The organism is Paenibacillus sp. FSL k6-2145 (assembly GCF_037976585.1).
Taxonomy (GTDB): domain Bacteria; phylum Bacillota; class Bacilli; order Paenibacillales; family Paenibacillaceae; genus Paenibacillus.
This window is the reverse complement of the sequence record NZ_CP150267.1, coordinates 4292234-4317791: the sequence shown is the minus strand read 5'-3', so window position 1 is coordinate 4317791 and position 25558 is coordinate 4292234. Positions and strand designations below refer to the sequence as shown.

General features: G+C 47.7%; 21 protein-coding genes. 4 read left to right on the top strand and 17 right to left on the bottom strand.

Annotated features, from left to right (window positions below):
- Window positions 1-30: 30 nt before the first annotated feature.
- The 4 genes from NZ043_RS19215 to NZ043_RS19200 form a co-directional block, all read right to left on the bottom strand.
- On the bottom strand, window positions 31-768 hold the full coding sequence (locus tag NZ043_RS19215) for a fused MFS/spermidine synthase (RefSeq protein WP_339309075.1): 738 nt from the start codon (window positions 766-768) through the stop codon (window positions 31-33).
- A gap of 159 nt (window positions 769-927) precedes the next feature.
- On the bottom strand, window positions 928-1830 hold the full coding sequence (locus NZ043_RS19210) for a LysR family transcriptional regulator (RefSeq protein ID WP_091032319.1): 903 nt from the start codon (window positions 1828-1830) through the stop codon (window positions 928-930).
- Window positions 1831-1889: 59 nt separating this feature from the next.
- Complete coding sequence (locus tag NZ043_RS19205; RefSeq protein ID WP_339309074.1) at window positions 1890-2627, bottom strand: SDR family oxidoreductase; 738 nt, start codon at window positions 2625-2627, stop codon at window positions 1890-1892.
- Window positions 2628-2651: 24 nt separating this feature from the next.
- Window positions 2652-2927, bottom strand: a complete 276-nt coding sequence (locus tag NZ043_RS19200) for an Atu4866 domain-containing protein (protein ID WP_339309073.1) — start codon at window positions 2925-2927, stop codon at window positions 2652-2654.
- Between the two features lie 159 nt (window positions 2928-3086).
- On the opposite strand from NZ043_RS19200, the gene NZ043_RS19195 reads away from it, so the two are divergent.
- Window positions 3087-4016: an AraC family transcriptional regulator gene (locus NZ043_RS19195; protein ID WP_339309072.1), complete on the top strand. Its 930-nt coding sequence runs from the start codon at window positions 3087-3089 to the stop codon at window positions 4014-4016.
- Between the two features lie 69 nt (window positions 4017-4085).
- Here the strand turns inward: NZ043_RS19195 and NZ043_RS19190 are convergent, their stop codons facing one another.
- Complete coding sequence (locus tag NZ043_RS19190) at window positions 4086-4523, bottom strand: MerR family transcriptional regulator (protein ID WP_339309071.1); 438 nt, start codon at window positions 4521-4523, stop codon at window positions 4086-4088.
- Window positions 4524-4691: 168 nt separating this feature from the next.
- On the opposite strand from NZ043_RS19190, the gene NZ043_RS19185 reads away from it, so the two are divergent.
- From NZ043_RS19185 to NZ043_RS19175, 3 genes are all read left to right on the top strand, one after another.
- Entirely contained in the window at window positions 4692-5570 is an 879-nt protein-coding gene (locus NZ043_RS19185) for an SDR family NAD(P)-dependent oxidoreductase (protein WP_339309070.1), read from the top strand.
- 268 nt (window positions 5571-5838) lie between these two features.
- Window positions 5839-7002 carry an oxalate decarboxylase family bicupin gene (locus tag NZ043_RS19180; RefSeq protein WP_339309069.1) on the top strand — a complete coding sequence of 388 codons (1164 nt, stop codon included), beginning with the start codon at window positions 5839-5841 and terminating at the stop codon, window positions 7000-7002.
- 79 nt (window positions 7003-7081) lie between these two features.
- The gene (locus NZ043_RS19175; protein WP_133384212.1) at window positions 7082-8221 is read left to right on the top strand and encodes a zinc-dependent alcohol dehydrogenase; all 1140 of its coding nucleotides are present in this window, start codon (window positions 7082-7084) and stop codon (window positions 8219-8221) included.
- A 139-nt stretch (window positions 8222-8360) separates the two neighbouring features.
- Here NZ043_RS19175 and NZ043_RS19170 read toward each other — a convergent pair whose 3' ends face one another.
- From NZ043_RS19170 to NZ043_RS19115, 12 genes are all read right to left on the bottom strand, one after another.
- Window positions 8361-9149: a class I SAM-dependent methyltransferase gene (locus NZ043_RS19170; RefSeq protein ID WP_091032339.1), complete on the bottom strand. Its 789-nt coding sequence runs from the start codon at window positions 9147-9149 to the stop codon at window positions 8361-8363.
- A gap of 199 nt (window positions 9150-9348) precedes the next feature.
- Window positions 9349-11316 carry a PTS fructose transporter subunit IIABC gene (locus NZ043_RS19165; RefSeq protein ID WP_091032340.1) on the bottom strand — a complete coding sequence of 656 codons (1968 nt, stop codon included), beginning with the start codon at window positions 11314-11316 and terminating at the stop codon, window positions 9349-9351.
- 90 nt (window positions 11317-11406) lie between these two features.
- Window positions 11407-12318, bottom strand: a complete 912-nt coding sequence (pfkB, locus tag NZ043_RS19160) for a 1-phosphofructokinase (protein ID WP_339309068.1) — start codon at window positions 12316-12318, stop codon at window positions 11407-11409.
- A gap of 2 nt (window positions 12319-12320) precedes the next feature.
- Entirely contained in the window at window positions 12321-13067 is a 747-nt protein-coding gene (locus NZ043_RS19155) for a DeoR/GlpR family DNA-binding transcription regulator (protein WP_017689448.1), read from the bottom strand.
- A gap of 313 nt (window positions 13068-13380) precedes the next feature.
- Window positions 13381-13866 (bottom strand): hypothetical protein, encoded by a 486-nt coding sequence (locus NZ043_RS19150; RefSeq protein ID WP_339309067.1) that lies wholly within the window; start codon window positions 13864-13866, stop codon window positions 13381-13383.
- Between the two features lie 134 nt (window positions 13867-14000).
- Window positions 14001-15431 carry an NAD(P)-binding domain-containing protein gene (locus NZ043_RS19145; protein WP_339309066.1) on the bottom strand — a complete coding sequence of 477 codons (1431 nt, stop codon included), beginning with the start codon at window positions 15429-15431 and terminating at the stop codon, window positions 14001-14003.
- A 319-nt stretch (window positions 15432-15750) separates the two neighbouring features.
- Window positions 15751-15990: a DUF896 domain-containing protein gene (locus NZ043_RS19140; protein WP_339309065.1), complete on the bottom strand. Its 240-nt coding sequence runs from the start codon at window positions 15988-15990 to the stop codon at window positions 15751-15753.
- A 110-nt stretch (window positions 15991-16100) separates the two neighbouring features.
- Window positions 16101-21503: a hypothetical protein gene (locus NZ043_RS19135; protein ID WP_339309064.1), complete on the bottom strand. Its 5403-nt coding sequence runs from the start codon at window positions 21501-21503 to the stop codon at window positions 16101-16103.
- A 352-nt stretch (window positions 21504-21855) separates the two neighbouring features.
- Window positions 21856-22815: an NAD-dependent epimerase/dehydratase family protein gene (locus NZ043_RS19130; protein WP_339309063.1), complete on the bottom strand. Its 960-nt coding sequence runs from the start codon at window positions 22813-22815 to the stop codon at window positions 21856-21858.
- Window positions 22816-22934: 119 nt separating this feature from the next.
- Window positions 22935-23456: a TetR/AcrR family transcriptional regulator gene (locus NZ043_RS19125; RefSeq protein WP_206105726.1), complete on the bottom strand. Its 522-nt coding sequence runs from the start codon at window positions 23454-23456 to the stop codon at window positions 22935-22937.
- A gap of 232 nt (window positions 23457-23688) precedes the next feature.
- On the bottom strand, window positions 23689-24471 hold the full coding sequence (locus NZ043_RS19120) for a hypothetical protein (RefSeq protein ID WP_143023575.1): 783 nt from the start codon (window positions 24469-24471) through the stop codon (window positions 23689-23691).
- Between the two features lie 29 nt (window positions 24472-24500).
- Complete coding sequence (locus NZ043_RS19115; protein ID WP_091032359.1) at window positions 24501-25484, bottom strand: ABC transporter substrate-binding protein; 984 nt, start codon at window positions 25482-25484, stop codon at window positions 24501-24503.
- Between the last annotated feature and the right edge of the window lie 74 nt (window positions 25485-25558).

Below are 25558 nucleotides of genomic sequence, written 5' to 3'. Positions count from 1 at the left end.
TCCCTGGAAGAATCACTGTTCAGGATCGCCCTAATCGACAATGATATATCCTTCTTCTGGCTCTTGTACAACAAACCCTGCCATCTGACGAACCTGAAATTCGATCGGGTGATGACTACCCATTAAAATGCGATTTTGAACTTCATCCGCTGTTTCTGTAGGTAATGCGAATGCACGTGTATAGGCAAACTGTGCCTGAAGTGTCGTATAGATCGCATTGACAAGCCGATCGTTGCCCGCACGCCCAAACACATTAAGGATCACAGCTCCGTCCGAGTCCAGCTTGTCCTTGACCATGGCAAAAAAATCACTGGATATAAACTGCTCGGGTGTACCCGTTGCCGTAAAGGCATCAATAATAATATAATCATATGTCGCAGCGGGTTCCTTGCCTAATAATTCACGACCATCCCCAATGAGCACAGGACTTCCCTCATATCCAAAAAAGGTTTGGCTCAACTCCACGACCTCTGCGTCAAGCTCAGCTACCTTTACCTGACGATCAGACAAGTAGGTTGGCAATGTGCCAATACCATGTCCCACCACAAATACGGTATCAAACTCAGGATCATTCCGTTCCATTAGATGCACCATCGCTCTCGGATACTCCAACACCATCCGGTTAGGCTCATCCAAATCCATGGCTCCCTGCACAGCTGCGTTGGAGAATTCTAATACACGAAACCGGCCCTTCTCTCCATAAAGCTTTTTGGTATCATATACCGTCAGCTCATGCTGTTCACTTTTATTTCGATACAGAACTCTCACTAACCGTTCTCCCTTCGTGCTTTCACACCTATTCGACATATACCTTCATTCTATTACACGGGATGACAACATACCACCCTATACTTGAAAGATCGTAGTACAACAAAAAGACCGTTCCGATCATTCGGAAACGGCCTTTTGATGAACCATACAACACCACTAAGACCCTATGGCCTCATGCAGAGCCTGGACATATGCTACGCCCAGATTAGAGAGAGAAGTACTTTTGTGGCTTATCCACCCTACATTAATCGATTCCTCACATTCCAGCGGTACAGGAATTATCTCGTTTCCGTTCAGATCAGCGCTAAGTACACCCGTAGAGATCGTATAACCATTCAGACCAATCAACAGGTTAAACAATGTTGCGCGGTCATTAACCTGTATGCTTTTGGGGTGAGATAACGTACTTAGGATTTCTTCGGAAAAATGAAAGGAATTGTACTCCCCCTGGTCAAATGACAAGTACGGATAATCCTGCAGTTGCTCGATTGCAACCGACTCCTGCTTCGCCAGCGGGTTCTTCACACTGATAAAGATATGGGGCTTGGCTATGAACAAACTCGTGAAAACCAATCCCGCATCTTTTAACAATTTGTTAATGACCTTGGCATTGAACTCATTCAAATACAGGATGCCAATTTCACTCCGCAGGCTTTTCACGTCCTGAATAATCTCGTAGGTCTTTGTCTCCCGAAGCGCCAACTCGTATTCATCCTGACCATACTGCTGTACCAGACGAACAAAGGCATTTACTGCAAACGCATAATGCTGCGTCGATACGGAGAAGTGCTGAGGGGATGGCTTGGCGTTCAGATAACGATTCTCCAGCAGTTCAGCTTGTTCTACCACCTGACGTGCATAACTCAGAAACTCAACGCCTTCTTTAGACAGAGATATCCCCTTATTGGTACGTTCAAAAATAGTAATTCGCAACTCCTGCTCCAGATCCCGAATGGCATTCGAAAGGCTGGGTTGCGAGATAAACAACCTCTTGGCTGCTTCATTCATGGAACCGCGCGTGGCAACTTCGATCACATATTTTAGTTGTTGTAATGTCACTGCACTATTCCTCTTTTCGTATCAATTGAACCTATTATATACCAAAAGAGGATCCAACCTTAAGCCATGCTTGCTGTCGGTCTCACTACAATCTCATTTACGTCCACCTCTGCCGGCTGGCTAATGGCATACAAGATACTTTGCGCAATCGCCGAGGCGGGAATGGATATGCGCCGATACTCTTTCATGAGATCACGTGCTTCTTCATCAGAAATCGTATCCGCGAGTTCCGATTCCGTCACGCCCGGTGATACAAGGGTTACACGGATATCTCCGCCTACTTCCTGTCGCAACCCCTCCGAGATGGCGCGGACCGCGTATTTGGTTGCACAATACACCGCTGCCGTTGGTGACACGGCATAGGCTCCAATAGAGGCGATGTTAATAAACTGGCCGAAACCCTGCTTTTTCATGACGGGTAGTCCAGCCGCAATGCCATGCAGAACACCACGAATGTTAACATCGATCATGCGATTCCACTCATCTACTTTTAACGATTCAAGGGGAGATAGCGGCATGACTCCAGCGTTATTTAAAATAACATCGACACGTCCATAGCGAGTTTGAGCGAGGTCAACGATCGTATGCATCTCTTCCAATCTGGTAACATCCAGCGAATGATACTCCACCGATCCGCCTTCCAAACGAATGGCGGAGGCCAATGCCTCCAAACGTTCCATACGTCTAGCTCCAATAACTACATGCGCTCCATGCTGTGCAAGCAATCGAGCTGTTGACTCACCAATTCCACTACTCGCACCGGTAATGACAGCAACTTTCCCTTTTACATTGGACATATTAAATCGCTCCTTATTTGGTTGTTATTGTACATTTTCTCGATACAAAACCATGCCTGCATGATACAAAACGCCGCCCCTGAAGTCTCCATCCGCTGTAAATCCCGTATCATCCACGTATTCTATATGTTTCCCATGAACAACATAGCGACCCTGATATGCACTTTGCCGATCCCCTCTCGCTTCATCATATCTACCGCAAGGAAGAAGTTCGTGTTTGATATATCCATCCTTCGTGACCCACATCCCCACATACGAGTGTTTTGGTTCTTGTTGGTCGCCCATTGAATAACGCTCCATTGTTTCTCACTCCTCTCTGCTTCAAAAGATTCCGTTGCTTATCTCCATTATGTAGAGGATCAGTCGTTGTACGATAGAAAAATCCCGCAATATTCTTGCCTATTCCTCCAGCGCGGTTTAAAATAATAGTAATAGTGGTTTACAGGGGGGCTGCAATTCATGCTTATCAAAATAAATGAAACGGATACGGGCATCACGGAGCAGCAGCAACAATTGGCTCAACTTATTGAGCATTTCACCCCAAATGATGGGATACATACAACAGCAATTCCATCCCTTTCCTTAATCCGTGCCTCCGAGATCTCACAACCCATATATTCCGTTCATCAGCCTGCCCTCTGCATTGTCGCCCAAGGTTCCAAATTAGTTATACTCGGCCGCGAGAGCTACACCTACGACTTGTCACAATACTTGGTAGCTTCCGTAAACTTGCCTATTTCAGGGCAGGTTGTAAAGGCTACAATCAAACATCCCTATCTATGTATTCGACTCGATTTTGATTCAGGACAGATTTTCGATCTGATTCAGGATACGCCTTCTGCACAACCCAAACCTGACCATTCAACACGAAGAGGACTGTTTGTTAGCTCAACCAAACCTTCCCTTCTTGAAGCTGTGATCCGATTGGTTCGGCTGCTGGATACACCTGAAGACATTCCCGTCCTTGCCCCTATGTTTATCCGCGAGATTCTATATCGTATTATTCAGGATGAACATGGACATTCCATCAAGCAGTTTGCGATTCAGGACAGTCATGCACAGCACATCGCCGAGGTGATCGAAGTCATCCAATCCGATTACGCCAAGCCACTTCGGATTGAGCAACTTGCTGCCATGATCAACATGAGTTCTTCCTCATTACATCATCATTTCAAAGCCATTACCGCCATGAGCCCTTTGCAATTCCAGAAACAAATTCGATTGCATGAAGCCCGGCGAATGCTGCTTGCAGGTTCAACCGATGCCGCCGACGCTGCGTTCCAGGTTGGCTATGAAAGTCCGTCTCAATTCAGCCGGGAGTATGCCCGCATGTATGGTCTCCCTCCCAAAAGCGATATCAAACGACTTCGTCATACACTCGATATTTAAAACTAGAAACAACAAAAAGACCCGCGTCATCATGACGTGGGTTTTCGGATTCAAATTGCAGCATCGCCATCAAGAGAATATGTTCTGTTTTTCAAAAACAGACAACTGGTTCTCCCCGGTAATAGGACATTCATCAGGATACATACTTCGTTTCTCCAACTTCTCATCGATAAAATAAACGACTTGCTGTAGCGAAGCAATCTGTGCTTCAACTTTCTTCCGGTGATTCACCAGCATCTCCCGTTCATCCGGGAAATCTGCGAGATCGGAATCCATGGACATTTGTAAATAAGGCTTCATTTCCTCCAGAGACATTCCTGTTTTTTTCAGGCAAGTGATCAACTTCATCGTATGGATATCCTCCGAGCGATATACCCGATGGCGATTGGCTTTGCGTTCCGCTCGAGGAAGCAGCCCAATCTTCTCATAATAACGAATTGTATCTTCCGATAATCCGGCCTGTTCTGACGTTTCTTTGATGGAGAACATTACATTGTCGCTCATCATATGGGGCCTCCTCCACATTCATTTCTCTCCATATTACAACTTGGAGCTGACTCCAAGTCAAGCATGATCCGTTTCAGCCCCCCCCCCTTGACTTGGAGTCGACTCCAAGTTATAGAATGAGCGCAGCATACAGATTCGTTCTGTAATCCCATTCTTCTGGAGGTATATATGAATATACAAAATCAGGTTCGCACCGCTCTCATCACAGGTTCAACGTCAGGAATTGGTCTTGAACTGACACGCAAGTTACTGGCTGAAGGATGGCAGGTAATCGGTCTCAACCGTTCTGCTTTCCCATCCGAGGATACCGATATTCAGAACGCCTTACGTTCAGGAGAGCTTCGTTGGGTTCAGGCTAATCTGACCAACTACGACAGTCTGAGAACTGCACTGGATCAGATTAAATGCGATACCGATTCGATCGATGTCTTGTTTAACAATGCGGGTGGCAGCGCTTCGGAGCTTCTTTTCTCTGATCAGGGGCATGAACTGCACTTTGAACTTCAGACGGTAGTCCCTTACATCATCTACATGGAATTAGTGGAGCTATTGCTCAAAGGACAGATGAAAACAGTCGTCAATACTTCCACCACCGCGTTCAGTATGGTCAAACAATTTGATCTAAACATCCTGGAACGTCCAGCTGAATTCAAAAAGCTGTTTGGTCCCTATGCTGTCTCGAAGCTCGGTCTATCTCTGTGGACACGTGAGGTTGCCAAGTCTGCCAAAGCGAATGGCATACAACTGCTAAGCGTAGATCCCGGTGGAAATAATACGCTAAGGGGCAACAAAACATCCGGCCTGCCCTTCTATATCAAACCCATTATGAAATGGTTCTTTCCCCATCCAAGTCATGGCGCTTCATTACTCTACAGTGCGGCTTTATCACCCACCAGACATGAATCCGGTACATTTCTGGTGAAAAATAAAGCGACAGCACTTCGTTTCACAGAGCAAGGCCCTGCTGTTCTCCACCGGGTAAACGAGCTTTATGAGCAGCGTTTTCGTACAACGCAGTCTGGAAAGACCACATTCACCCCATCTTAACCATGATGGATGTTGGGCACTATATTATCAGTGCCTTTCCTCATTGAAGAGCATCTTCAATTCGATCTGGAATTCTGCCTTCATTTGATTCAATAACCGGATTCATGGATTGTTCGACTTTCTCACATCCGTATAAAGACGTGACCGCATGCGGTCACGTCTTTATTTTTCGTTTGTCCCTCATATTATCCAGGCCCTGATTCATAGGTGTAAACATAACGATACAATGTCGCGTGTGACATGTTATTGAATCTGGAGGGATTACCTAATGACCAAAGGACAACAACCAAATGAAAAACCATTTATCATCCCGCAACCCATTCGCAGTGATGGAGCCGGTGGACCTGATCTGGGACCCAGAGACGTCATGAGAGATATGCAAAACCCCGATATGCTGGTACCTCCGGCAACCGATAACGGGTTATTGCCCAATCTGAGAATGTCTTTTTCCGATACACATATGCAATTGAACCATGGGGGCTGGTCACGTGAAATCACCGTACGGGATCTCCCTATTGCCACTACACTGGCTGGTGTGAACATGAGCCTGACACCGGGGGGTGTACGGGAATTGCACTGGCATCAACAATCCGAGTGGGCCTATATGATCTGGGGAACGGCAAGAATCACTTCGGTAGATCAGAACGGACGTAATTTTATTGCGGATGTCGGGCCCGGTGATCTGTGGTTTTTTCCTAAAGGTCTACCCCATTCCATTCAGGGACTGGAGGATGGTTGTGAATTTCTGCTTGTGTTTGATGACGGGTCCTTCTCCGATCTGAATACGTTATCCATATCGGATTGGTTTGCCCATACCCCACCAGAGGTATTGTCTGTCAATTTCGGCGTGCCCGAATCCGCTTTTCAGTCGATGCCGAAGGAACAAGTGTACATTTTCCAAGATACCGTCCCGGGTTCCATCGAAAGCCAGGAAGTTCAATCCCCATACGGCACCGTTCCTCTCACATTCAAACACCGATTGCTGGCCCAGGAACCACTCATCACACCCGGCGGAAGCGTACGGATTGTCGACTCCACCAACTTCCCCATCTCAACTACCGTTGCAGCAGCACTTGTTGAGATCCGACCTGGCGCCATGCGTGAGCTGCACTGGCATCCCAATGCGGATGAATGGCAATATTATCTGACAGGACAAGGAAGAATGACAGTGTTTGGAGGCAATGGCATTGCTCGTACCTTTGATTATCGGGCTGGAGATGTCGGATATGTTCCTGTCGCTATGGGACACTATATACAGAATACCGGCACAGACACTTTATGGTTTTTGGAGATATTCCGAAGTGATCGATTCGAGGATGTATCGCTGAATCAGTGGATGGCGTTAACCCCGCGGGATCTGGTCCGTGACAATCTGAATGCGCCGCCCGAGTTACTCGATGCCTTGCGTAAAGTAAAATGGCCTGTCGTTTAATTTAATATGTATATCTATCATTTATGCTGAAATGGGGTAATTGTCAGAGAATCCCACTATATAAGGAGGAATATGAAAGATGAGAGCCGTTACGTTTCAGGGAATAAAGGACATTCAAGTCAAAGAGGTTGAAGATCCCAAACTGCAACAGAAGGATGACATTATCGTTCGTATTACTTCCACAGCTATATGTGGATCCGATTTGCATATTTATCAGGGAGCTCTGCCTGCTGCCAAAGATTATGTTATCGGTCATGAACCGATGGGCATTGTGGAAGAAGTAGGTCCGGAAGTGACACGTGTGAAGAAGGGGGACCGTGTGGTCCTGCCTTTTAACATCGCTTGTGGTGAATGCTTCTATTGCAATCATGACATGGAGAGCCAGTGCGATAATTCCAATGGCAATCCGGATATTCATACAGGTGGTTATTTTGGGTTCACCGAACGCTACGGAAATCACCCCGGAGGTCAGGCTGAATTATTGCGTGTTCCCTTCGGGAACTTCACTCCGTTTGTGATTCCGGAATCCTGTGAACTGGAAGATGAAGCCTTATTGTTCCTGTCCGATGTTCTTCCAACGGCTTACTGGAGCGTCGAGAATGCCGGGGTTAAACCGGGAGATACGGTCACTGTACTCGGTAGTGGACCCATTGGACTGATGACGCAGAAGTTCGCCTGGATGAAAGGTGCCAAACGCGTTATTGCTGTGGATCGCCTGCCCTATCGACTGGAAAAAGCCAAACGTTTGAATGACGCAGAGATCTTTAATTTCGAAGATTACGATGATATGGGTGAGCACATTCGTGAGATTACACAAGGCGGAACCGACGTTGTTATCGACTGTGTAGGTATGGATGGTAAAAAAACCACGCTGGAGGAGATCGGACAGAAGCTAAAACTTCATGGCGGTTCACTGAGTGCGATCGAAATCGGCATGAAAGCAATCCGCAAATTCGGTACACTCCAACTTACGGGTGTATACGGCTCTTCCTACAACATGTTTCCGTTAGGCAACCTGTTTGAACGCAATATCAATCTTAAAATGGGACAAGCTCCTGTTATACATTACATGCCTGAATTGTTCCGCAAAATCACTGCTGGTGAATTTGATCCAACGGAGATCATCTCCCATCGAATTTCACTAGAGAATGCAAGCGATGCGTATCGCATTTTCAACGATCATGAAGACGAGTGCACCAAAGTTATACTAAAACCCTGAACCGTTGCTTTGATTATAAATATGCAAAATAAAACAAGCAGATCTACCTGTTCAAGGTACTCTGCTTGTTTTATTTTATCGACATTCATCCATTAACTCTTTTCATAAACTGCTCAGCTAAATCATTTGTTTTACCTAATCAGACATGAGTTGGTTTAATCGCTTGGATATACACACTTTCTCCTTGGAAGCTGTCGAGCTTCCCGTTCGTTGTCACTTCAAAATTAAAAAATTTTCTGATGATGGATGGTGCGCTCAACATGCTCGCTTCAAGTTCCCTTCTCTCCCGTTCCGGCAGTGCTGCACGGTTACACCACTCTTCAAACTTAAAGCGCTTCTGGAAGGAAACCATCGTTTCCATTCGGAAGCCCGCATACTCCAGCATATGAATCCATTCCGTCTTGCGCCATGCTCGAACATGGCTTGCATCTCGGCACTTCTCCACTTCATTGTAAAACTGGTCATTCTCATCACGTTCAGGTGCCACGTTGTCAATGAATAACAACCTTCCACCGGGCTTCATAACTCGTAATGCCTCATGAACAAACGAAGAAACGTCCGGAAAATGGTGAGCAGCGATTCGGCAGGTTACAAGGTCAAAGATATCATCATCAAACGGCAGCTTCTCTGCATCTCCGGCTACAAAATCTACATTACCGTGTCCATTCCCCTGGATAAATGCTTCAGCTGCCTGAAGCATTTCCTCCGTTAGATCGAGGGCTGTCACCCGCTGAACAAGTGGAGCCAAAGCATTAGCAACATGCCCTCCCCCTGTGGCGATATCCAGCACGTTCATATCCGGAGTGGCTTGAGATGAAGCCACGAGCAACGCGAGATCCTCACCTTTGGCATGCCCCGCACTCGTCACGTATTTTCCTGCATTTTTCGCAAACTGCTTCTGCACCTGACTTTTAATTACATCAGACATTCCAATTCCTCCTGCATAAGTTTCATTAGACGAAACATAGTTTCAAAATATAATTATATTTAGTTTACCACACATGAATGTAAAATCTAAATAAGCATTTTACACAAATCCGGAGGCAACTTTCCACTACCTGACGAAAAAGCTGAAATAAAAAACATCCCCCAAGTGAGTTTCACCCAGGAGATGTTTCTTATATTTGTTACTTCACAAGCGTTGGTGACTTCTTCCACAGTCCCAGAATCAGACCGGAGATCACAGAACCAATCGCAACAGCGAGCAAGAACAATAGTGCGTGGTTCGCCAGTGCTGCAACAAAGATCCCGCCGTGCGGAGCTGGTACATTAATGCTCCACAGTTGTGTCAATCCGCCAGCAACAGCGGAACCCAGAATACAAGAAGTTAATACACGCAATGGATCAGCCGCAGCAAATGGAATTGCACCTTCTGTAATGAAAGAGAATCCAAGTACATAGTTAGTCAGGCCGGATTTACGTTCTTGCTCCGTGAATTTGGATTTGAAGAACGTTGTTGCAAGTGCAATCGCCAGAGGAGGCACCATACCGCCTGCCATAACCGCTGCCATCCATGCACCGTCTGTGTTACCACTGGATGTGAATACGCCGATAGCGAACGTATAAGCCGCTTTGTTGAACGGTCCACCCATATCGATGGACATCATACCGCCAAGCAACAAGCCCAACAATACCGCATTACCTGTACCCAAGTTACCAAGTGCATCTACAAGCCATGTGTTCAGGGAACCAAAGATTGGATCAAAGACATAGAAACTGATGGCACCCACGATCAGCAAACCAAATACCGGATACAGCAAGATTGGTTTCAAGCCATCAATCGCTTTTGGCAATCCTTTGAACAACTTACGGAGACCAATAACAACATAACCCGCCAGGAAACCGGCAGCCAAACCACCAAGGAAACCGGCGTTTGAGTTAACCGCCATCAATCCACCGACCATACCAGGCATCAGGGCCGGGCGATCACCAATGCTCATCGCGATAAATCCGGCAAGTACCGGAATCAGGAAGTGGAATGCACCTGTTCCGCCACCGATCGTTTGAAGCAGTTGCACAATCGGATTCTCAGGGCTAGCAAGCTGTTCGAACAAGAAGGAGATTGCTAGCAGGATACCGCCACCTACAACGAATGGCAGCATATGCGAGATACCATTCATCAGATCTTTATAGATTTTGCTACCTACACTGATTTTGCCACCGCTTGCGCCCTCTTCTTTGGCATTTCCGCCTTGGCTGCGATAGATCGGTGCATCACCGTTAACGGCCTTGCGAATCAGCTCTTCGGATTTACGGATTCCATCACTCACCGGTCTTTGCAATACCGGTTTGCCATCGAAACGTGCCATCTCCACATTTTTGTCTGCGGCAACGATAACCCCTTTAGCCCGAGCGATCTCATCAGCAGTCAGAACATTCTGCGCTCCTTCAGAGCCGTTTGTCTCTACGCGAATATTGATGCCCATTTCCTGAGCTTTCTTTTTAAGTGCATCTTCAGCCATAAACGTATGCGCTATACCAGTTGGACAGGCTGTAACCGCAACAACAAAATCTTCCGAATTTGCATTACCTACAATCACACCAGAGGTATTCTGTTGCTGACCAGTAGTAGAAGTGGATGCGACATTTGCTGCTTTTTCAGCTTTTGCTTTTTCTTTGGCTGCTTCCTTCTCCGCTGCTTCTGCCTGTTTGGCATCAAACAATGCACTAACTTCGGCAGGTGTATCTGTACTCATCAATTGTGAGATGAAATCGCTATCAATCAACAACCTGGAAAGAGCTGCAAGCGTACGCAGATGGGTATTACCTGCGCCTTCTGGAGCTGCAATCATGAAGAACACATGAGCTGGCTGATCATCCAACGCTTCAAAATCAAGCCCTTTTCTACTTTTGGCAAATACAACTGTTGGTTCGTTCACCGCTGTTGTTTTGGCATGTGGCATTGCAATTCCGCCACCAATCCCCGTGCTGGATTCAGCTTCTCTTTTATAGATCATTTCCTTGAACAGGACCGGATCATTAATTCGTCCGCTTCGGTTCAGGCTTGCAATTAGTTCATCAATAGCCTCATCTTTGGTTGTGGCTTGCAGGTCCATGATCATCGTTTCCTGGATCATCAAGTCTGTTATTCTCATCTTGGTACACTCCCTTAAGTTCAGTCGGCCTGCATAGGCAGGCCTCACTACATTACAATTACAATGAAAACCTTTTATATGGCCTTTAGACTAGATTGTCGTAATGGTTACTTGATTGCGCAATTCATCAATCAATTCACGTGTTGCCAGATCATCCGAGAACGCAGTCGCGCTTCCAGATGCAACCCCTGTGCGGAAAGCTTCCAGCAAATCTCCGCTCTGTACATAGGTACCTACGAATCCGCCAATCATGGAGTCACCGGCACCAACCGAGTTTTTCACAATGCCTTTTGGCACATTCGCATGATGAACTTCCGCTTTGGTAATGAATAATGCACCCTCACCTGCCATGGAGATCAACACATGTTTGGCACCGGCTTCCAGCAACTTACGCCCGTATAACACCAGTTCCTCGCGAGTATCAATCGTTACACCGAACAGTTCAGCCAGTTCATGATGATTTGGCTTCACCAGCAATGGTGCATGTTCAAGAGCTTCCATTAACGCAGGGCCAGTTGTATCAATCACAAATTCAGCACCCGTTTGCTTGCAGACTTTAATGAGACGATCATAAAAATCCGTTCCAAGTGAAGGCGGTACACTTCCGGAGAGAATGACAATATCTCCTTTTTCCAACGAAGACAATTTGTAAAGCAACTGCTCTGCCTCTTCTGCACTTATTGCAGGTCCAAGACCATTAATCTCTGTCTCTTCTCCATGCTTCAGCTTGATGTTAATGCGAGTATCGTCTGCAATCGTGACAAAGTCTGTCCGAATGTTATCTTCTTGCAACTTGTCATTAATGAAACGTCCAGTAAATCCACCAAGGAAACCAATGGCCGTGTTATCTGCTCCAAGTTGATTCAGTATGCGAGAGACATTAATGCCTTTGCCGCCAGGGAGCTTCAAATCCCGATTCATTCGATTCAATCCGCCAAGCTTCAGCTCATCAATTTCCACGATGTAATCAATGGACGGGTTAAGTGTTATCGTATATATCATCGTTATCCCTCAATTATTTTAGTTTTCTGGGCGATTCCAGGCCGCCAGTGTTCTGGCATCTGCTCGGTAATCAAATCGGCCTCCTCCAAATCAAACAATTTGGCAAAAGTAATTTCCCCTATTTTGCTGGAATCAGCCAGCACATAAGATTTTCCCGACAATTGATGTGCACGCCTTTTAATCAAGGCTTCCTCTGGATCCGGTGTTGTATACCCCATTTCGGGATCAACTCCGTTGCTTCCAAGAAAACATTTATCAAAACGGAAATTATCCATGTTCTGTAATGCGATACTGCCAATGACTGCTTTTGTATGAATTTTCATCATACCTCCAAGCAAATAACTGCGAATACGTTTGCTTACCAAAGCTTCAACATGTGAAAGTCCGTTGGTAACAACCGTTACGTCCTTAGCTTCAATAAAAGGAATCATGGCTAACGTTGTCGTTCCTGCATCCAAATAGATGCATTCGCCATTTTCGATCTCCTGTGCAGCCAAACGGGCAATCGTCGTTTTTTGTTGAATGTTTTTGAACGTTTTTTCTTCCATGCCCGGTTCCAGCGTTTTTTCATTCACCAGTGCGGCACCGCCGTGGATGCGTTTGAGCATCTGACGACTCTCCAGATCAATCAAATCACGCCTAATCGTTGATTCAGAAGCACCCAACACATCAACAAGCTCTTGTAACTTCACAATTCCCTGTAAATGTAAGCGCTCTATAATTGCAGCATATCGTTCTTCAGTCAGCATCTTCATTCCTCCAACTGCTTCTATAGTATCATAATCCACTCAAAAAACAACCACTTTCATTCAAAATAATTTAAAAACATTCAAAAACACGCATCTTTCGACTTATTTCCTTGTCCAATTGTCCCTTTCTCTGACGCCTGAACGCACATCTGATATTTTAGTCCCTATTTTATCGAAGGTGGTAACCTGACTTACCTCATGTTCTTAAAGTTGGAATTTCGCGCCCTTCGTGTCTCCACTAAAAATCCTGCAGCCTCCAGCGCTTGATGCGCGGCGTTGCAGGATTTTGCTTATCATGGGAACTTTATGACGTTTATGAATCTACAAACATTGCATCCGGTTTGGGTTTAAGCCATTTTCCATCTTCATTAATAAAAGCCCCCTTGAAGCGGCCCATCTCCAATTGTTCAATCAGCCTCTCCTCATCCATGGCCAAAATTTCAGCGAGCTGCCCCGAGGTGTAATAATGAGCGGGGTTGTAATCGAGCAGCACAGGAACAGACGTATCATATAGTTCTTTGATCAGATTCTCAAAAGAATGCCGACCCAGGTTCTCCATGTCTCTATAAAACTGCAAATGTTGGGACACCATATTACGGAAAGATTTATTCTGCAGATGCATCCACAGCGTATTGCAGGCCTGAACACTCATATGATTTTGTTCCACATCGTAAAATTGAACTTCTTCAATCTTCATGTATTTCTCTTGAAATGCAACGATCTTAATCAAAGGTACATTTCGTTTACGTGACGCTTTCTTCAAATGGGCTCTAAATTGTTCATAGTTCATTTCATTCATCTATTATCCCTGCCTTTAACATGTTCCAACCGACATTTTACAACAAATTAAAGGCAAGTGTAACCTTCATCATATGAAAAACAAAAAAACGTGCAGCAACAGATGCCACACGTTCACAATATTATAGAGCGCGATTACTCAGCGAGGGCACCACTTTTCACCCACGTAGCCGTAAATTCCTGTTCTTCATACGCATAGAATTGTTGCAAAATAACCTCCCGATCATCGAGGAACAACTGATCCGCTATGGCAGAGACCAGTTTGGGCACCGCGCTCTTGGTTCCCGATATTGCCGATGCCGACAGACCACAGCTGGCAAGTGCAGAGTAATTGAATACAAACAGTCCATGCAACTGCTTCTCACCCTGTTCACTCCTGCTTGTCATTGCAAACCCGGAACTCAGGTAAGGATGTGCGTCCAGCAATGCATTGCGATGCTCTGGCGGAGCCTGGTAACAGTCCTCCCAGCGCGCGATGTATGGCTCCACAAGCCTCAGCTCAGGACGGAGTGCCGGATCACTGAGAAGACCTGTGCTAATAATTAGAAAATCAAACTCATATACTCCCTGTGCGGTATGCACAATCGCGCCTTGGTCCGTCGCTTCTACACTCAGCCATGGAGCGTTCAGATGCAGCTCGAATCCTGGCCAAGCTGCCGCACGATTAAACGTATCGTTGGTTGGCGGTTGATTGAATTTGAAGAAATGAGAGATCACTTCATATTTATCAGCAACCGGAAGAGCGTGGTATCGCTCGATCATACCGGATTGTTCCATCTGGCGAATAGGATTAACACTAGGCAGCTGTTCCCGCCGCACAAATACATGAGCTTCTGCCACACCAGTGGCAAGCGCATAACTGGCATTATCAAAAGCAGAAGCGCCGCCGCCAAGCACAGCAACCCTTTTACCTTTTAACCGATCAAAATCAATCGCTTCCGACGTATGGGCATACCGATCCCGAGGTAATCTATCCGCAATCATGGATGGCACATGCCACTCTCCACCACCTTGTATTCCCGTAGCAAACACTACTTTGCGAGCAAGTATAACATCCATCTGAGTTCCTGCCTTGTTCACATGAAGTCGATGTATTCCGTCCTCTGTTGGCTCAACCAGTGTCAATTTCACCTCATTAAGCACAGGCAGCTTCAATACTTCCCGATACCAGCGCAAATAATTCATCCAGTCTCCACGCGGGATCTTGTCTACCTCTTCCCAACCTTCGGGCCCAACCTGTGCTTCCCACCATGAGCGAAAGGTTAACGAGGGGATCCCCAGATCGATGGAAGTCAGATGCTTGGGTGTACGCAAAGTAACCATACGCGCATATGTCTCCCAAGGTCCCTCAAGCCCCGATGTATTCTCGTCAATGACGACAATATTGGAGATCCGTTCACGAAGAAGTCCAAATGCCGCCCCTAATCCACTCTGGCCTCCGCCCACAATGACAACATCATAGACATGACCATCCGCATGTTCTCTTGGACGCACCCAATTCGCGCCACCAAATGACAAATAAGCTAGATCTTTCTTCACACGTTCATTCAAAGCCTCCAGACTCATGATTCATCAACCCTTTCGAGATACATATATGAACTAGTCTTTCTTTAATTATTTGATGTGAGTTTTTTGTCAGTTATATTGAGGGGAATTGTGCTTTTTGTTTGTTTTCTGAAATATATTAGCGTTATTATATGAGTTATCAGAGATCATTTGAAGTTCGCGGTAGCTTTATTGTCATCAACACTAAAAATATCTAACATGCTTGTTAATTCGCACGAAATCCGAACTAGATTTTTGATGCAGTTCGTGCTGAACGAATGATTTGCAGAAAAAAAAGACAGACCAAGATGTAACCTTGGTCTGTCTTATTAAAGGAATGCTATTGGCCGGCTTGTTCACGGCGCTGCAATTTTTCATTGGTTAATTTCTCAGGGGTCACATCATGCCCCAGTGGGTCCACAACGGATACTGCCAACATGGTTGTCAGTACCTGACCTCGAATAGCCTGCAAATATTGTTTTCTAAGCTCCTGCTGCTCGCTTTTTTCTGCTTTTGTCAAGCCCAAGCTGCTGCGTTGTTTTCGACTTAATTCATTGATGCGTCCCAAAATAGGAATCATGTAATCCACCTCACTTGTTAGTCCAATTTCCGAAGATATTTCGAATATCTTCAAACTAACTTATTACAACTTTACGAATTTGTCCATAGGCGCAATCCGTTAAGAAGTTTTTAGGTGATCTCATGCACAGACCACACAATGCCATTTGTAGCACCACTGCCCAGATTCAACGTAATCGTCAGTCCGTTTGCAGCATAGAACAGTCCAATCACATCTCCCGCATTCAATGCCACTTCTACCGCCAAAGTAACTGCACCGCTTCCCAGCACTGCCCGCAGTGTTAGTAGTGTAACTGCTATATTGAGTACGGGCAATAAACCACTAACTAGCGTTGTAACTGTCGGTGATGTCCTCTGGACTAGAAAGGCTGGGTTAACTCCAGCACCCAGTGATAGGGCGATCGCTGCGGTCGTTGCATAATTGATCGTGGCCACAATGGAATATCTCCCTGTCACCGGGACCGTATAATTTCCTGTTGTTGCATTGAAGTTGGCATTACCGTAATAAGGACTCGTTGTCGTCCAGTTGGTTAACTGTGCGCTCGTTGCTGTCGAAAGTGTAGCCAGGAAGGCCGAGAACCCTTGTGTTGCAAAATTGGGGCCGGTTGGTCCAGTGGCTCCTGTCAATCCCGTGGCACCTGTTGTTCCTATAATTCCTGTTGCTCCCGTAGCTCCCGTAGCTCCCGTAGCTCCGGTTGCACTAGTTACACCAGTTATGCCGGTAGCTCCTGTAAGTCCGTTAGCACCAGTTGGTCCAGTCGGGCCGGTTGGACCTGTGATGCCTGTAACCCCAGTAGTTCCAGTAGCTCCGGCAACCCCAGTGACCCCAGTTGCACCTGTAGAACCAGTAGCTCCCGTTATTCCTGTTTCTCCAGTTGCTCCGGTCGCGCCAGTTATACCTGTAACTCCTGCTGAACCAGTACTTCCGGTGGCTCCTGTTACACCCGTGATACCCGTAATTCCTGTTGTGCCGGTGGCTCCTGATACACCTGTGAGCCCTGTAGCCCCAGCTGCTCCGGTCGCGCCGGTCGGTCCCGTTACACCTGTCGTGCCGGTTATGCCAGTTGCACCAGTCGCACCCGTAATTCCAGTCGCGCCGGTTACGCCAGTAAGTCCCGTGGTTCCCGTTGCTCCAGTAGCCCCGGTGGGTCCCGTCTCACCAGTCGTACCTGTAACCCCTGTTAGACCCGTCTCACCAGTTTGGCCAGTTGTGCCGGTGGCACCTGTAATTCCAGTAGCTCCAGTCACACCCGTAATGCCAGTCGCGCCGGTTACGCCAGTAAGTCCCGTAGTTCCCGTTGCTCCAGTAACCCCTGTTAGACCCGTCTCACCAGTTTGGCCAGTTGTGCCGGTGGAACCTGTAATTCCAGTAGCTCCAGTCACACCCGTAATGCCAGTTACGCCGGTCGTGCCTGTTGGCCCTGTTTCACCAGTAATACCCGTTGGACCGGTGGCCCCTGTAGCACCAGTCGTACCTGTGACTCCGGTTGTACCTGTCGTGCCGGTCACGCCATTAACTCCCGTAGATCCGGTCGCCCCAGTCGTGCCTGTAAATCCTGTTAGACCTGTTTCCCCAGTGGCACCGGTCGCACCTGTTGTACCCGTAACTCCAGTTAAACCAGTCGTGCCTGTTGGTCCTGTGGAACCAGTGGGTCCCGTCTCCCCAGTGCCACCAGTTGCTCCCGTCGCACCTGTACTGCCCGTAAATCCCGTAATACCGGTCGTCCCGGTTGCGCCAGTGATTCCTGTGATACCCGTACTCCCCGTTACACCTGTCGTACCTGTAACGCCTGTTACACCCGTTTCTCCTGTAATGCCCGTGGTTCCTGTTGCTCCAGTTAATCCGGTAACACCAGTTGGACCAGTGATTCCTGTCAGACCTGTTTCCCCTGTGATGCCAGTTGTGCCCGTTACGCCAGTAGCTCCGGTTGTTCCAGTCACACCTGTGATACCCGTGATTCCTGTTGCTCCAGTAGCCCCGGTGGGTCCCGTCACACCAGTCGTACCTGTGACCCCTATTAGACCCGTCTCTCCAGTGGCACCAGTTGCTCCCGTCGTGCCGGTAAATCCTGTATTACCTGTAACCCCAGTAAGTCCAGTTACTCCCGTCTCACCAGTTTGGCCAGTTGTGCCGGTGGCGCCTGTAATTCCAGTAGCTCCAGTCACACCCGTAATGCCAGTTACGCCAGTCGTGCCGGTTATTCCTGTTTCACCAGTAATACCCGTTGGACCGGTTTCCCCTGTAACACCTGTAAATCCAGTTACCCCAGTAATTCCAATCGCACCAGTCGGTCCTGTACTACCTGTCGTTCCCGTGATGCCGGTAACTCCGGTGGGACCTGCACTTCCTGTTACTCCGGTCGATCCAGTGATACCTGTAAATCCGGTTACCCCAGTAATCCCAGTAGCACCAGTCGGTCCAGTCGCACCTGTGATCCCGGTTACACCCGTCTCACCAGTGAAGCCAGTAAGTACAGTTACTCCCGTAACGCCAGTAACTCCGGTTGATCCTGTCACACCAGTTTGACCAGTAATTCCAGTAGCACCAGTCGGCCCGGTTACGCCAGTTATTCCTGTGGAACCCGTACTCCCCGTTGCTCCTGTAACTCCAGTCGTACCTGTGACTCCGGTTATGCCAGTCGCACCAGTGGCTCCGATTGGTCCTGCTGTACCTGTCGTGCCGGTAACGCCTGTTACACCAGTCTCTCCTGTGATGCCCGTGGCTCCAGTTAATCCCGTAACACCAGTTGGACCAGTGATTCCTGTTAGACCTGTTTCCCCTGTAATGCCAGTTATGCCTGTTACACCAGTAGCTCCCGTAGTACCAGTACTTCCCGTTGCTCCAGTCGTACCCGTTTCCCCTGTGACCCCAGTGGCTCCGGTCGCACCGGTTGGTCCTGTGAACCCTGTTTCTCCAGTTGATCCCGTCACACCAGTCGTACCTGTCACCCCTGTTGGACCTGTAGCTCCAGTAGTTCCGGTTGCACCAGTAACTCCCGTGATACCCGTGGCCCCAATCGTACCTGTTGGTCCTGTTTCACCAGTAATCCCTGTTAGTCCAGTAGTGCCTGTCGGACCGGTTATACCAGTAACTCCAGTCGTACCTGTCCCCCCTGTTAGCCCCGTCTCTCCAGTTGTACCAATTGTTCCGGTTGCGCCGGTTACTCCTGTGGCACCGGTACTTCCTGTTTCTCCAGTCGCACCCGTAGGACCTGTAATACCAGTTGCACCTGTACCTCCTGTTAGACCCGTCTCTCCAGTGACACCAGTGGCCCCGGTTGCTCCAGTCACCCCAGTCGGTCCCGTCGCTCCTGTCGTGCCTGTGAATCCTGTTAGACCCGTTTCCCCAGTGACACCAGTCAGTCCGGTAGCTCCGGTCACGCCTGTGATACCCGTGGTTCCAGTAAAACCAGTTAGTCCAGTTGTACCTGTAATCCCTGTGGCTCCGGTCTCACCGGTGATTCCGGTTCCCCCTGTTGGACCGGTATCTCCAGTAGTTCCAGTTGCACCAGTAATTCCTGTGGCTCCTGTTACACCAGTATTGCCGGTTATGCCAGTAACGCCGGTTGAACCTGTACTTCCCGTTGCCCCTATTGCCCCAGTAGATCCTGTAGCACCTGTAACTCCGGTTGTACCTGTCGTACCTGTAATTCCTATTTCTCCAGTAGCGCCGGTCGGTCCTGTCTCACCTGTCGTGCCGGTGATCCCTGATAGACCCGTCTCTCCAGTGGCACCGGTATTTCCCGTTACTCCTATATCCCCAGTGAGTCCTGTCACACCAGTCGTACCTGTGACTCCGGTTGTGCCAGTGGCACCAGTTGCTCCGATCGCACCTGTGCTACCTGTAAATCCAGTAATACCTGTTGCACCGGTCACTCCAGTCGTTCCTGTTGTGCCCGCAATTCCAGTAACGCCAGTCAATCCGGTTGTACCTGTTGGTCCTGTTTCACCAGTGACCCCGGTGGGTCCCGTTAGACCAGTCGTACCTGTAACTCCTGTTAGCCCCGCCTCACCAGTACTTCCTGTCGCTCCGGTGAACCCTGTCAAACCAGTCGTGCCGGTCGCACCTGTACTGCCCGTAGATCCAGTAATCCCTGAAGCACCAGTATTTCCAGTAACGCCAGTGATGCCTGTCGTGCCTGTTTCGCCAGTTGCTCCCGTCACACCAGTTAATCCAGTTGCCCCCGTAGTGCCTGTTGTTCCAGAAGTACCAGTGCTTCCTGTAACTCCAGTCTCACCCGTAATACCTGTTAGACCCATCTCTCCAGTGACGCCAGTCGCTCCGGTCGCACCAGTAAATCCTGTCGTTCCTGTGTTACCTGTTTCTCCAGTAGTACCAGTTGCGCCAGTTAGTCCAGTCGTACCTGCTATACCCGTAACGCCAGTTAAGCCAGTCGTGCCAGTGACACCAGTTGGACCTGTGACCCCTGTTAGCCCCGTCTCACCAGTACTTCCAGTAGATCCGGTTACACCCGTAATTCCAGTAACTCCCGAAGACCCAATCCCCCCAGTGGCACCAGTTGCGCCGATCGCACCTGTTATCCCTGTCGTGCCGGTTATGCCAGTATTTCCAGTTGGACCCGTACTTCCCGTTGCTCCTATCGCCCCAGTAAATCCTGTAGCGCCTGTAACTCCGGTGATACCTGTTTCTCCAGTAGATCCAGTCAAACCAGTCTCACCGGTTGAGCCGGTCGTACCTGTAATCCCAGTTTCGCCTGTAGTCCCTGTCGGTCCCGTTACACCAGCCGGACCCATAGCTCCTGTAGTACCGGTTATGCCTGTTGCTCCAGTAGATCCAGATGGGCCGGTTGTTCCTGTAACACCTGTAATTCCAGTTGCGCCAGTGACTCCTATGGTACCCGTTGATCCAGTAGCCCCGATTGGTCCCATCACACCAGTCGAACCGGTACTTCCCGTCACTCCAGTCACGCCCGTGATCCCTGTGAATCCAGTAATACCGGTTACTCCAGTCGGTCCTGTTAAGCCCGTTGCTCCAGTAAATCCTGTTTCACCAGTAGATCCTGTTAGTCCCATCACACCAATTCCAGTTGGACCAGTTGCTCCAGTGAACCCGGTAGCCCCAGCTAATCCTGCAACTCCAGTTGGACCTGTAACTCCGGTGCTGCCCGTAAAGCCGGTTATACCTGTATTTCCTGTAGCCCCGGTCATGCCTGTAACACCAAATCCGGTATTTCCAGTTGCGCCGGTTGTTCCTGTGACTCCAGTCGATCCAGTCCCAGTCGCACCTGTAACTCCTGTGCTTCCTGTAGATCCAGTTGCTCCCGCTTCACCCGTTGGACCGGTCTGACCTGTAGATCCTGTAGTTCCAGTCACACCTGTCGTGCCCATCAGTCCGGTAGTTCCAGTTACACCTGTGACTCCAGTTATTCCGGTACTTCCCGTGGTTCCAGTTAATCCGGTCCGTCCTGTTAAATAGGTTGCTCCGCATATGCCGGGATACCCAGGGGCTCCGGTTAACCCAGTAGCACCTGTTGCTCCGGTGTATCCTCTCATTCCCCGATAACCCCGTGGGCCGCGAAGGAAAGGAATCCTGTGACTTTTCTTTTTTTTGCATTTACGTCTGCTTTTCTTACAAGACTTACTCTTCTTCTTTGGGATAGAGTGTTTTTTTGCTTTTTTTGCTTTCCGTTTACCTGTACTGATTGAGGAAATTTTGCGTTTCTTTTTGGACATACCGCTCACAAGAAAATCCCCCCTCCTTGTACACCACGTCAAATCCCCGCATTTTACAATAGTACACTCTATGCCCGGGACTAGCTTTGTGCGCCCCCTATTGAATATACCTATGAAACCTTCAAAGTTAGTGATCAATCAATTACTTTTCTCCAAAAAAATATATTCCCCTCTACTCCCCCCGCAACTCCAACTCCTTAATCGTCAACTTAATTCCTTCTTCAAAAGATGTTGCCACAACTGGGCCAATCCGTTCCACATACTTCTGTCTACTCAAGATCAGGGGTTCCTCGGTCAGATATAACATTTCTACAATTTCTTTCATAACGGGTACACCTAGTCCAATCAAAGACAATCCCACTCTTCCTAACGCCATCACAGGTTTGCTTCTTCCAGCAGCCTTCTGTGCCAATCGCACGATGTCATGACCCGAGATGATCCCCGATCCAGGAATGTTCCAGTTCTGTCCATACGTCTTCTCTCTGCTTGCCAGCTCCACCACCATGACCGCAGCATCCGGTAAATAGATGTACTCTCTGGGTACCTTCATATTCCCGATAAAAAAAGCCATCTTTCCTTTTGCTATTGCTTCAAGGGTTGAACCCAGATAGGAAGCCTGATTGGCCGATGGGCCATAATAGTCTGGCAAGCGAACAATCATCACCTGAGCTCTGCTCCATCTTGTGCTGAATAACATCTGTTCATAGGCAAGTCGTGTCTTGCCTTTGCGGGTATGTGGCTGTTTCGGATGTTCTTCGGTTACTTCCTTCATTTGTCTTCTGCCATAGGGGTAGATTCCGTCTATTACAACCACGTTCAGACCCAAGTGTTCTGCCGCCGCCATCACAGATTCGCCGAGCGGAATCAGCCTGCTCTCCATCTCGTTATAAGGGACATTCGCACAATGAAATATGACATCGCATTCCTGGGTAACAGCAATAATATCATCCGACCGAAATGCATCTCCAACTCCGATTAACAGGTGATCTGGAGATCCCAATTTTACCGCAAGCTGCTCCAGTTTTTGACGGGATCGCCCAAATGCAATTGTAACAATACCCCTTTTAATCAATTCTTCCGTAATTGCTGCACCTGTTCCACCTGTGGCTCCAATCACAATAGCTCTTTTCATCGTAGATCGACCTCTCTCACCCATTTAGTTATTGATCAATTACTTACCTGAAAACAATATAAACCATAATTAGTGATTGATCAATAACTAAAATTCAAAAAGGGACTTTCCCTCCCCCTCTATCGTTCCTTCAGCTCCGGCATATCCAGTGCATTAGATACATTACACAACATCCCGATTGCCAGAAAAATCATGGTTCTTTTTAGCGGTTCAGCCATTCCTGCAACGGTGAAAGCTTCCAGTACCATACTTCGTACATCACTAATGCCTTTTTGCATGGCCTGACGAATGACTTCCTCCCGGATCGTTTGCGCCTGCATCTGAAGCAAGATTTCGCTCTTGTGCGATTCCAGAATCTTATCATAGGCTTCTATGAGATCATTCTCTAACTGATCTGGCGTCGCCGTCTCCACCACAATTCGAAACGAATCAATCACCCGTGTCCATGAGACCTCAATTGCAGTTAATAATAAAGCTTCTTTTGTTTTGAAAAAACGAAATATATACGGCTGTGAGATCTGTGCCCGTTCAGCCACCTGAGCTGTAGTCGCACGATAATAGCCAATTTCTGCGAAGACGTCAATTGCTGCAGAGATAATATCATTTCGCCGGTTAACTGACGCTATTGTTTCCTTAGCCATGATAATCCGCCCTCCAATAGGTAGTGATTAATTGATCAATAGCTTGAAGTATAACGAATACTATCCCTCAATGCAAAGGTATCTTGACCTTGTACAAAGCCAACAAACCCGCAGACGCTGGCTCAAGCCGCTGCAGGTGTAGCTTGTCGATCATAGATTCTACCCACTGGAAACCGAAGAGAACACGGATTGTCTGAAACAGTTTCGTACCATGCATTACAAGAGTGTCTGTTCACTGATGGAGAAGTTTGCGCAATCGGGATTCCGAATCCAGCTTCGGACAACTATTACAATATCCATGTGCGTGACTGCCGCTCCCAACCTGATATGCCAAACAACAATATCGGCGTATCAGGAACGGCGGTCCCTGCCACTTGGGGTGATCAAAGCGATGCAGCTCGAAGGCAAATGAAAATGCATTTTCATTTTGTTGTTTGTCAAGCCATATACTTTGATCTTCCTTGATCTGTTCAAGCCGTTCATCTGTCTTCCAAATGCTCCGATCATTGATCATTCGTGCATACAATTGTTGCACATTATGGGCAACCAGAGACCACATGACCTTATCGCTCGCTCCTGTACTAACGGCTACTGCTCGCAGAACAGGTTCCAGATGTAACAGCATTCTCTTCTTGAGCAAGCCGCTCTCTGATCTGCGCTGAACAGGATCTCCACCCTCCAGAAAGGAGCTCTTCAGCCGAGTCTCATATCGCATGCCACCTGCTCCATTCAATTCAAACCGCACATCATCGTCTGCAATGCTAAGTATAGTATCGTATAGACTGAATGCTGAGATTACGGACATAACAAATACGGAGTAACGTTTGGCAAAAAGTGTACCGACGGCCACACTTCCTTTGCCGCCCAGTTGAAGCCCTTGCTGCACAGCCTGTTCATGCAATATCGAGTTTCGTTTCTCATCATTCAGCACATCCTTCACACGAATAGGATACTTGGAATCATCGCAGTCCACTCGAATCGTCGTCACAAAAAATTGCTGTAATGCTTCAGACATCTCTGAATAATCATGTCTTAGATAACGTCTCATCTATTAATCATGTCTTCAACTTCGTTGATAATCTCGCTTCGCCCAATTGCTCCCCAGCCCTTAAACAACCAGAACGAATCTGTCGTATAGACCTGATCTGCACCAACAGCTGGTACTCCCTTCCAGAGTGAGCTTGCATTGATGTTGTTTAAATACTCATCGGCATTCGGGTCAATCTCCAGAACTACGAAATCAGCATCCACATCTGCAATTTTCTCCATGGACAGGTCCTCACGTTGTTCGGCAGGTGTCACAGTCGTTGGCACAAATCCAAGATCATGATACAAAAGTGTGTTGGTTGGATGTCCTTTTGCCGCGTAAATCTGCAAGGTCTTCTCTCTTACACGCAGATAAGCCAGCTTTTTTTGATCCAGTTGTTCGATCTTCGCCTTTAGTTGCTGCGTCTGCTGCTCTACCTCGGCTATCTTTTCTTTTGCCAGATCCACTTTGTTGTACATCCCGGCAATGGTCAACAGATCCTGTGTCCAATACGTTGTATCATCTGCATAATCCAGCCATTCAGTACCAAGTACAATCGTCGGAGCGATTTTCTCCAACTGTTCATACGTACTCTCCGCAGTTCGACTCTCAACAACGATGACATCCGGATCAATCTGAAGGATAGCCTCCAGGTTAGGACTATCTGCCGACCCTACCGTTGCAACGCCGGCAAGCTGATCTGCAAGGTAAGGCAAATAATCTCCTCCGTAACGAACTTCTACATTAACGCCTGCTGGTTTCTCACCAATCGTCAACATGTGATCGATGTAAGCAGCAGATAATACCACCATACGATCTATCTTTTGCGGTACAACCGCTTTTCCTTTAAGATGCTCAATCGTTTGCGTACCACTCTCTTCCACAGGTGTATCCTGTTGCGGAGGCGTTGCTTCCGTTACTTCTGATGCCTTGCTACATGCCGTCAGAACAAGCACAAGCAGGGCCAACAGTATCATCGTTGCTGCTCTCTGTCTTACCATTTGTAGTGAATCCCCTCTACTATTTAATAATAATAATCATTATCACTATAGTAGGGAAAAGCGTACAGGCTTAC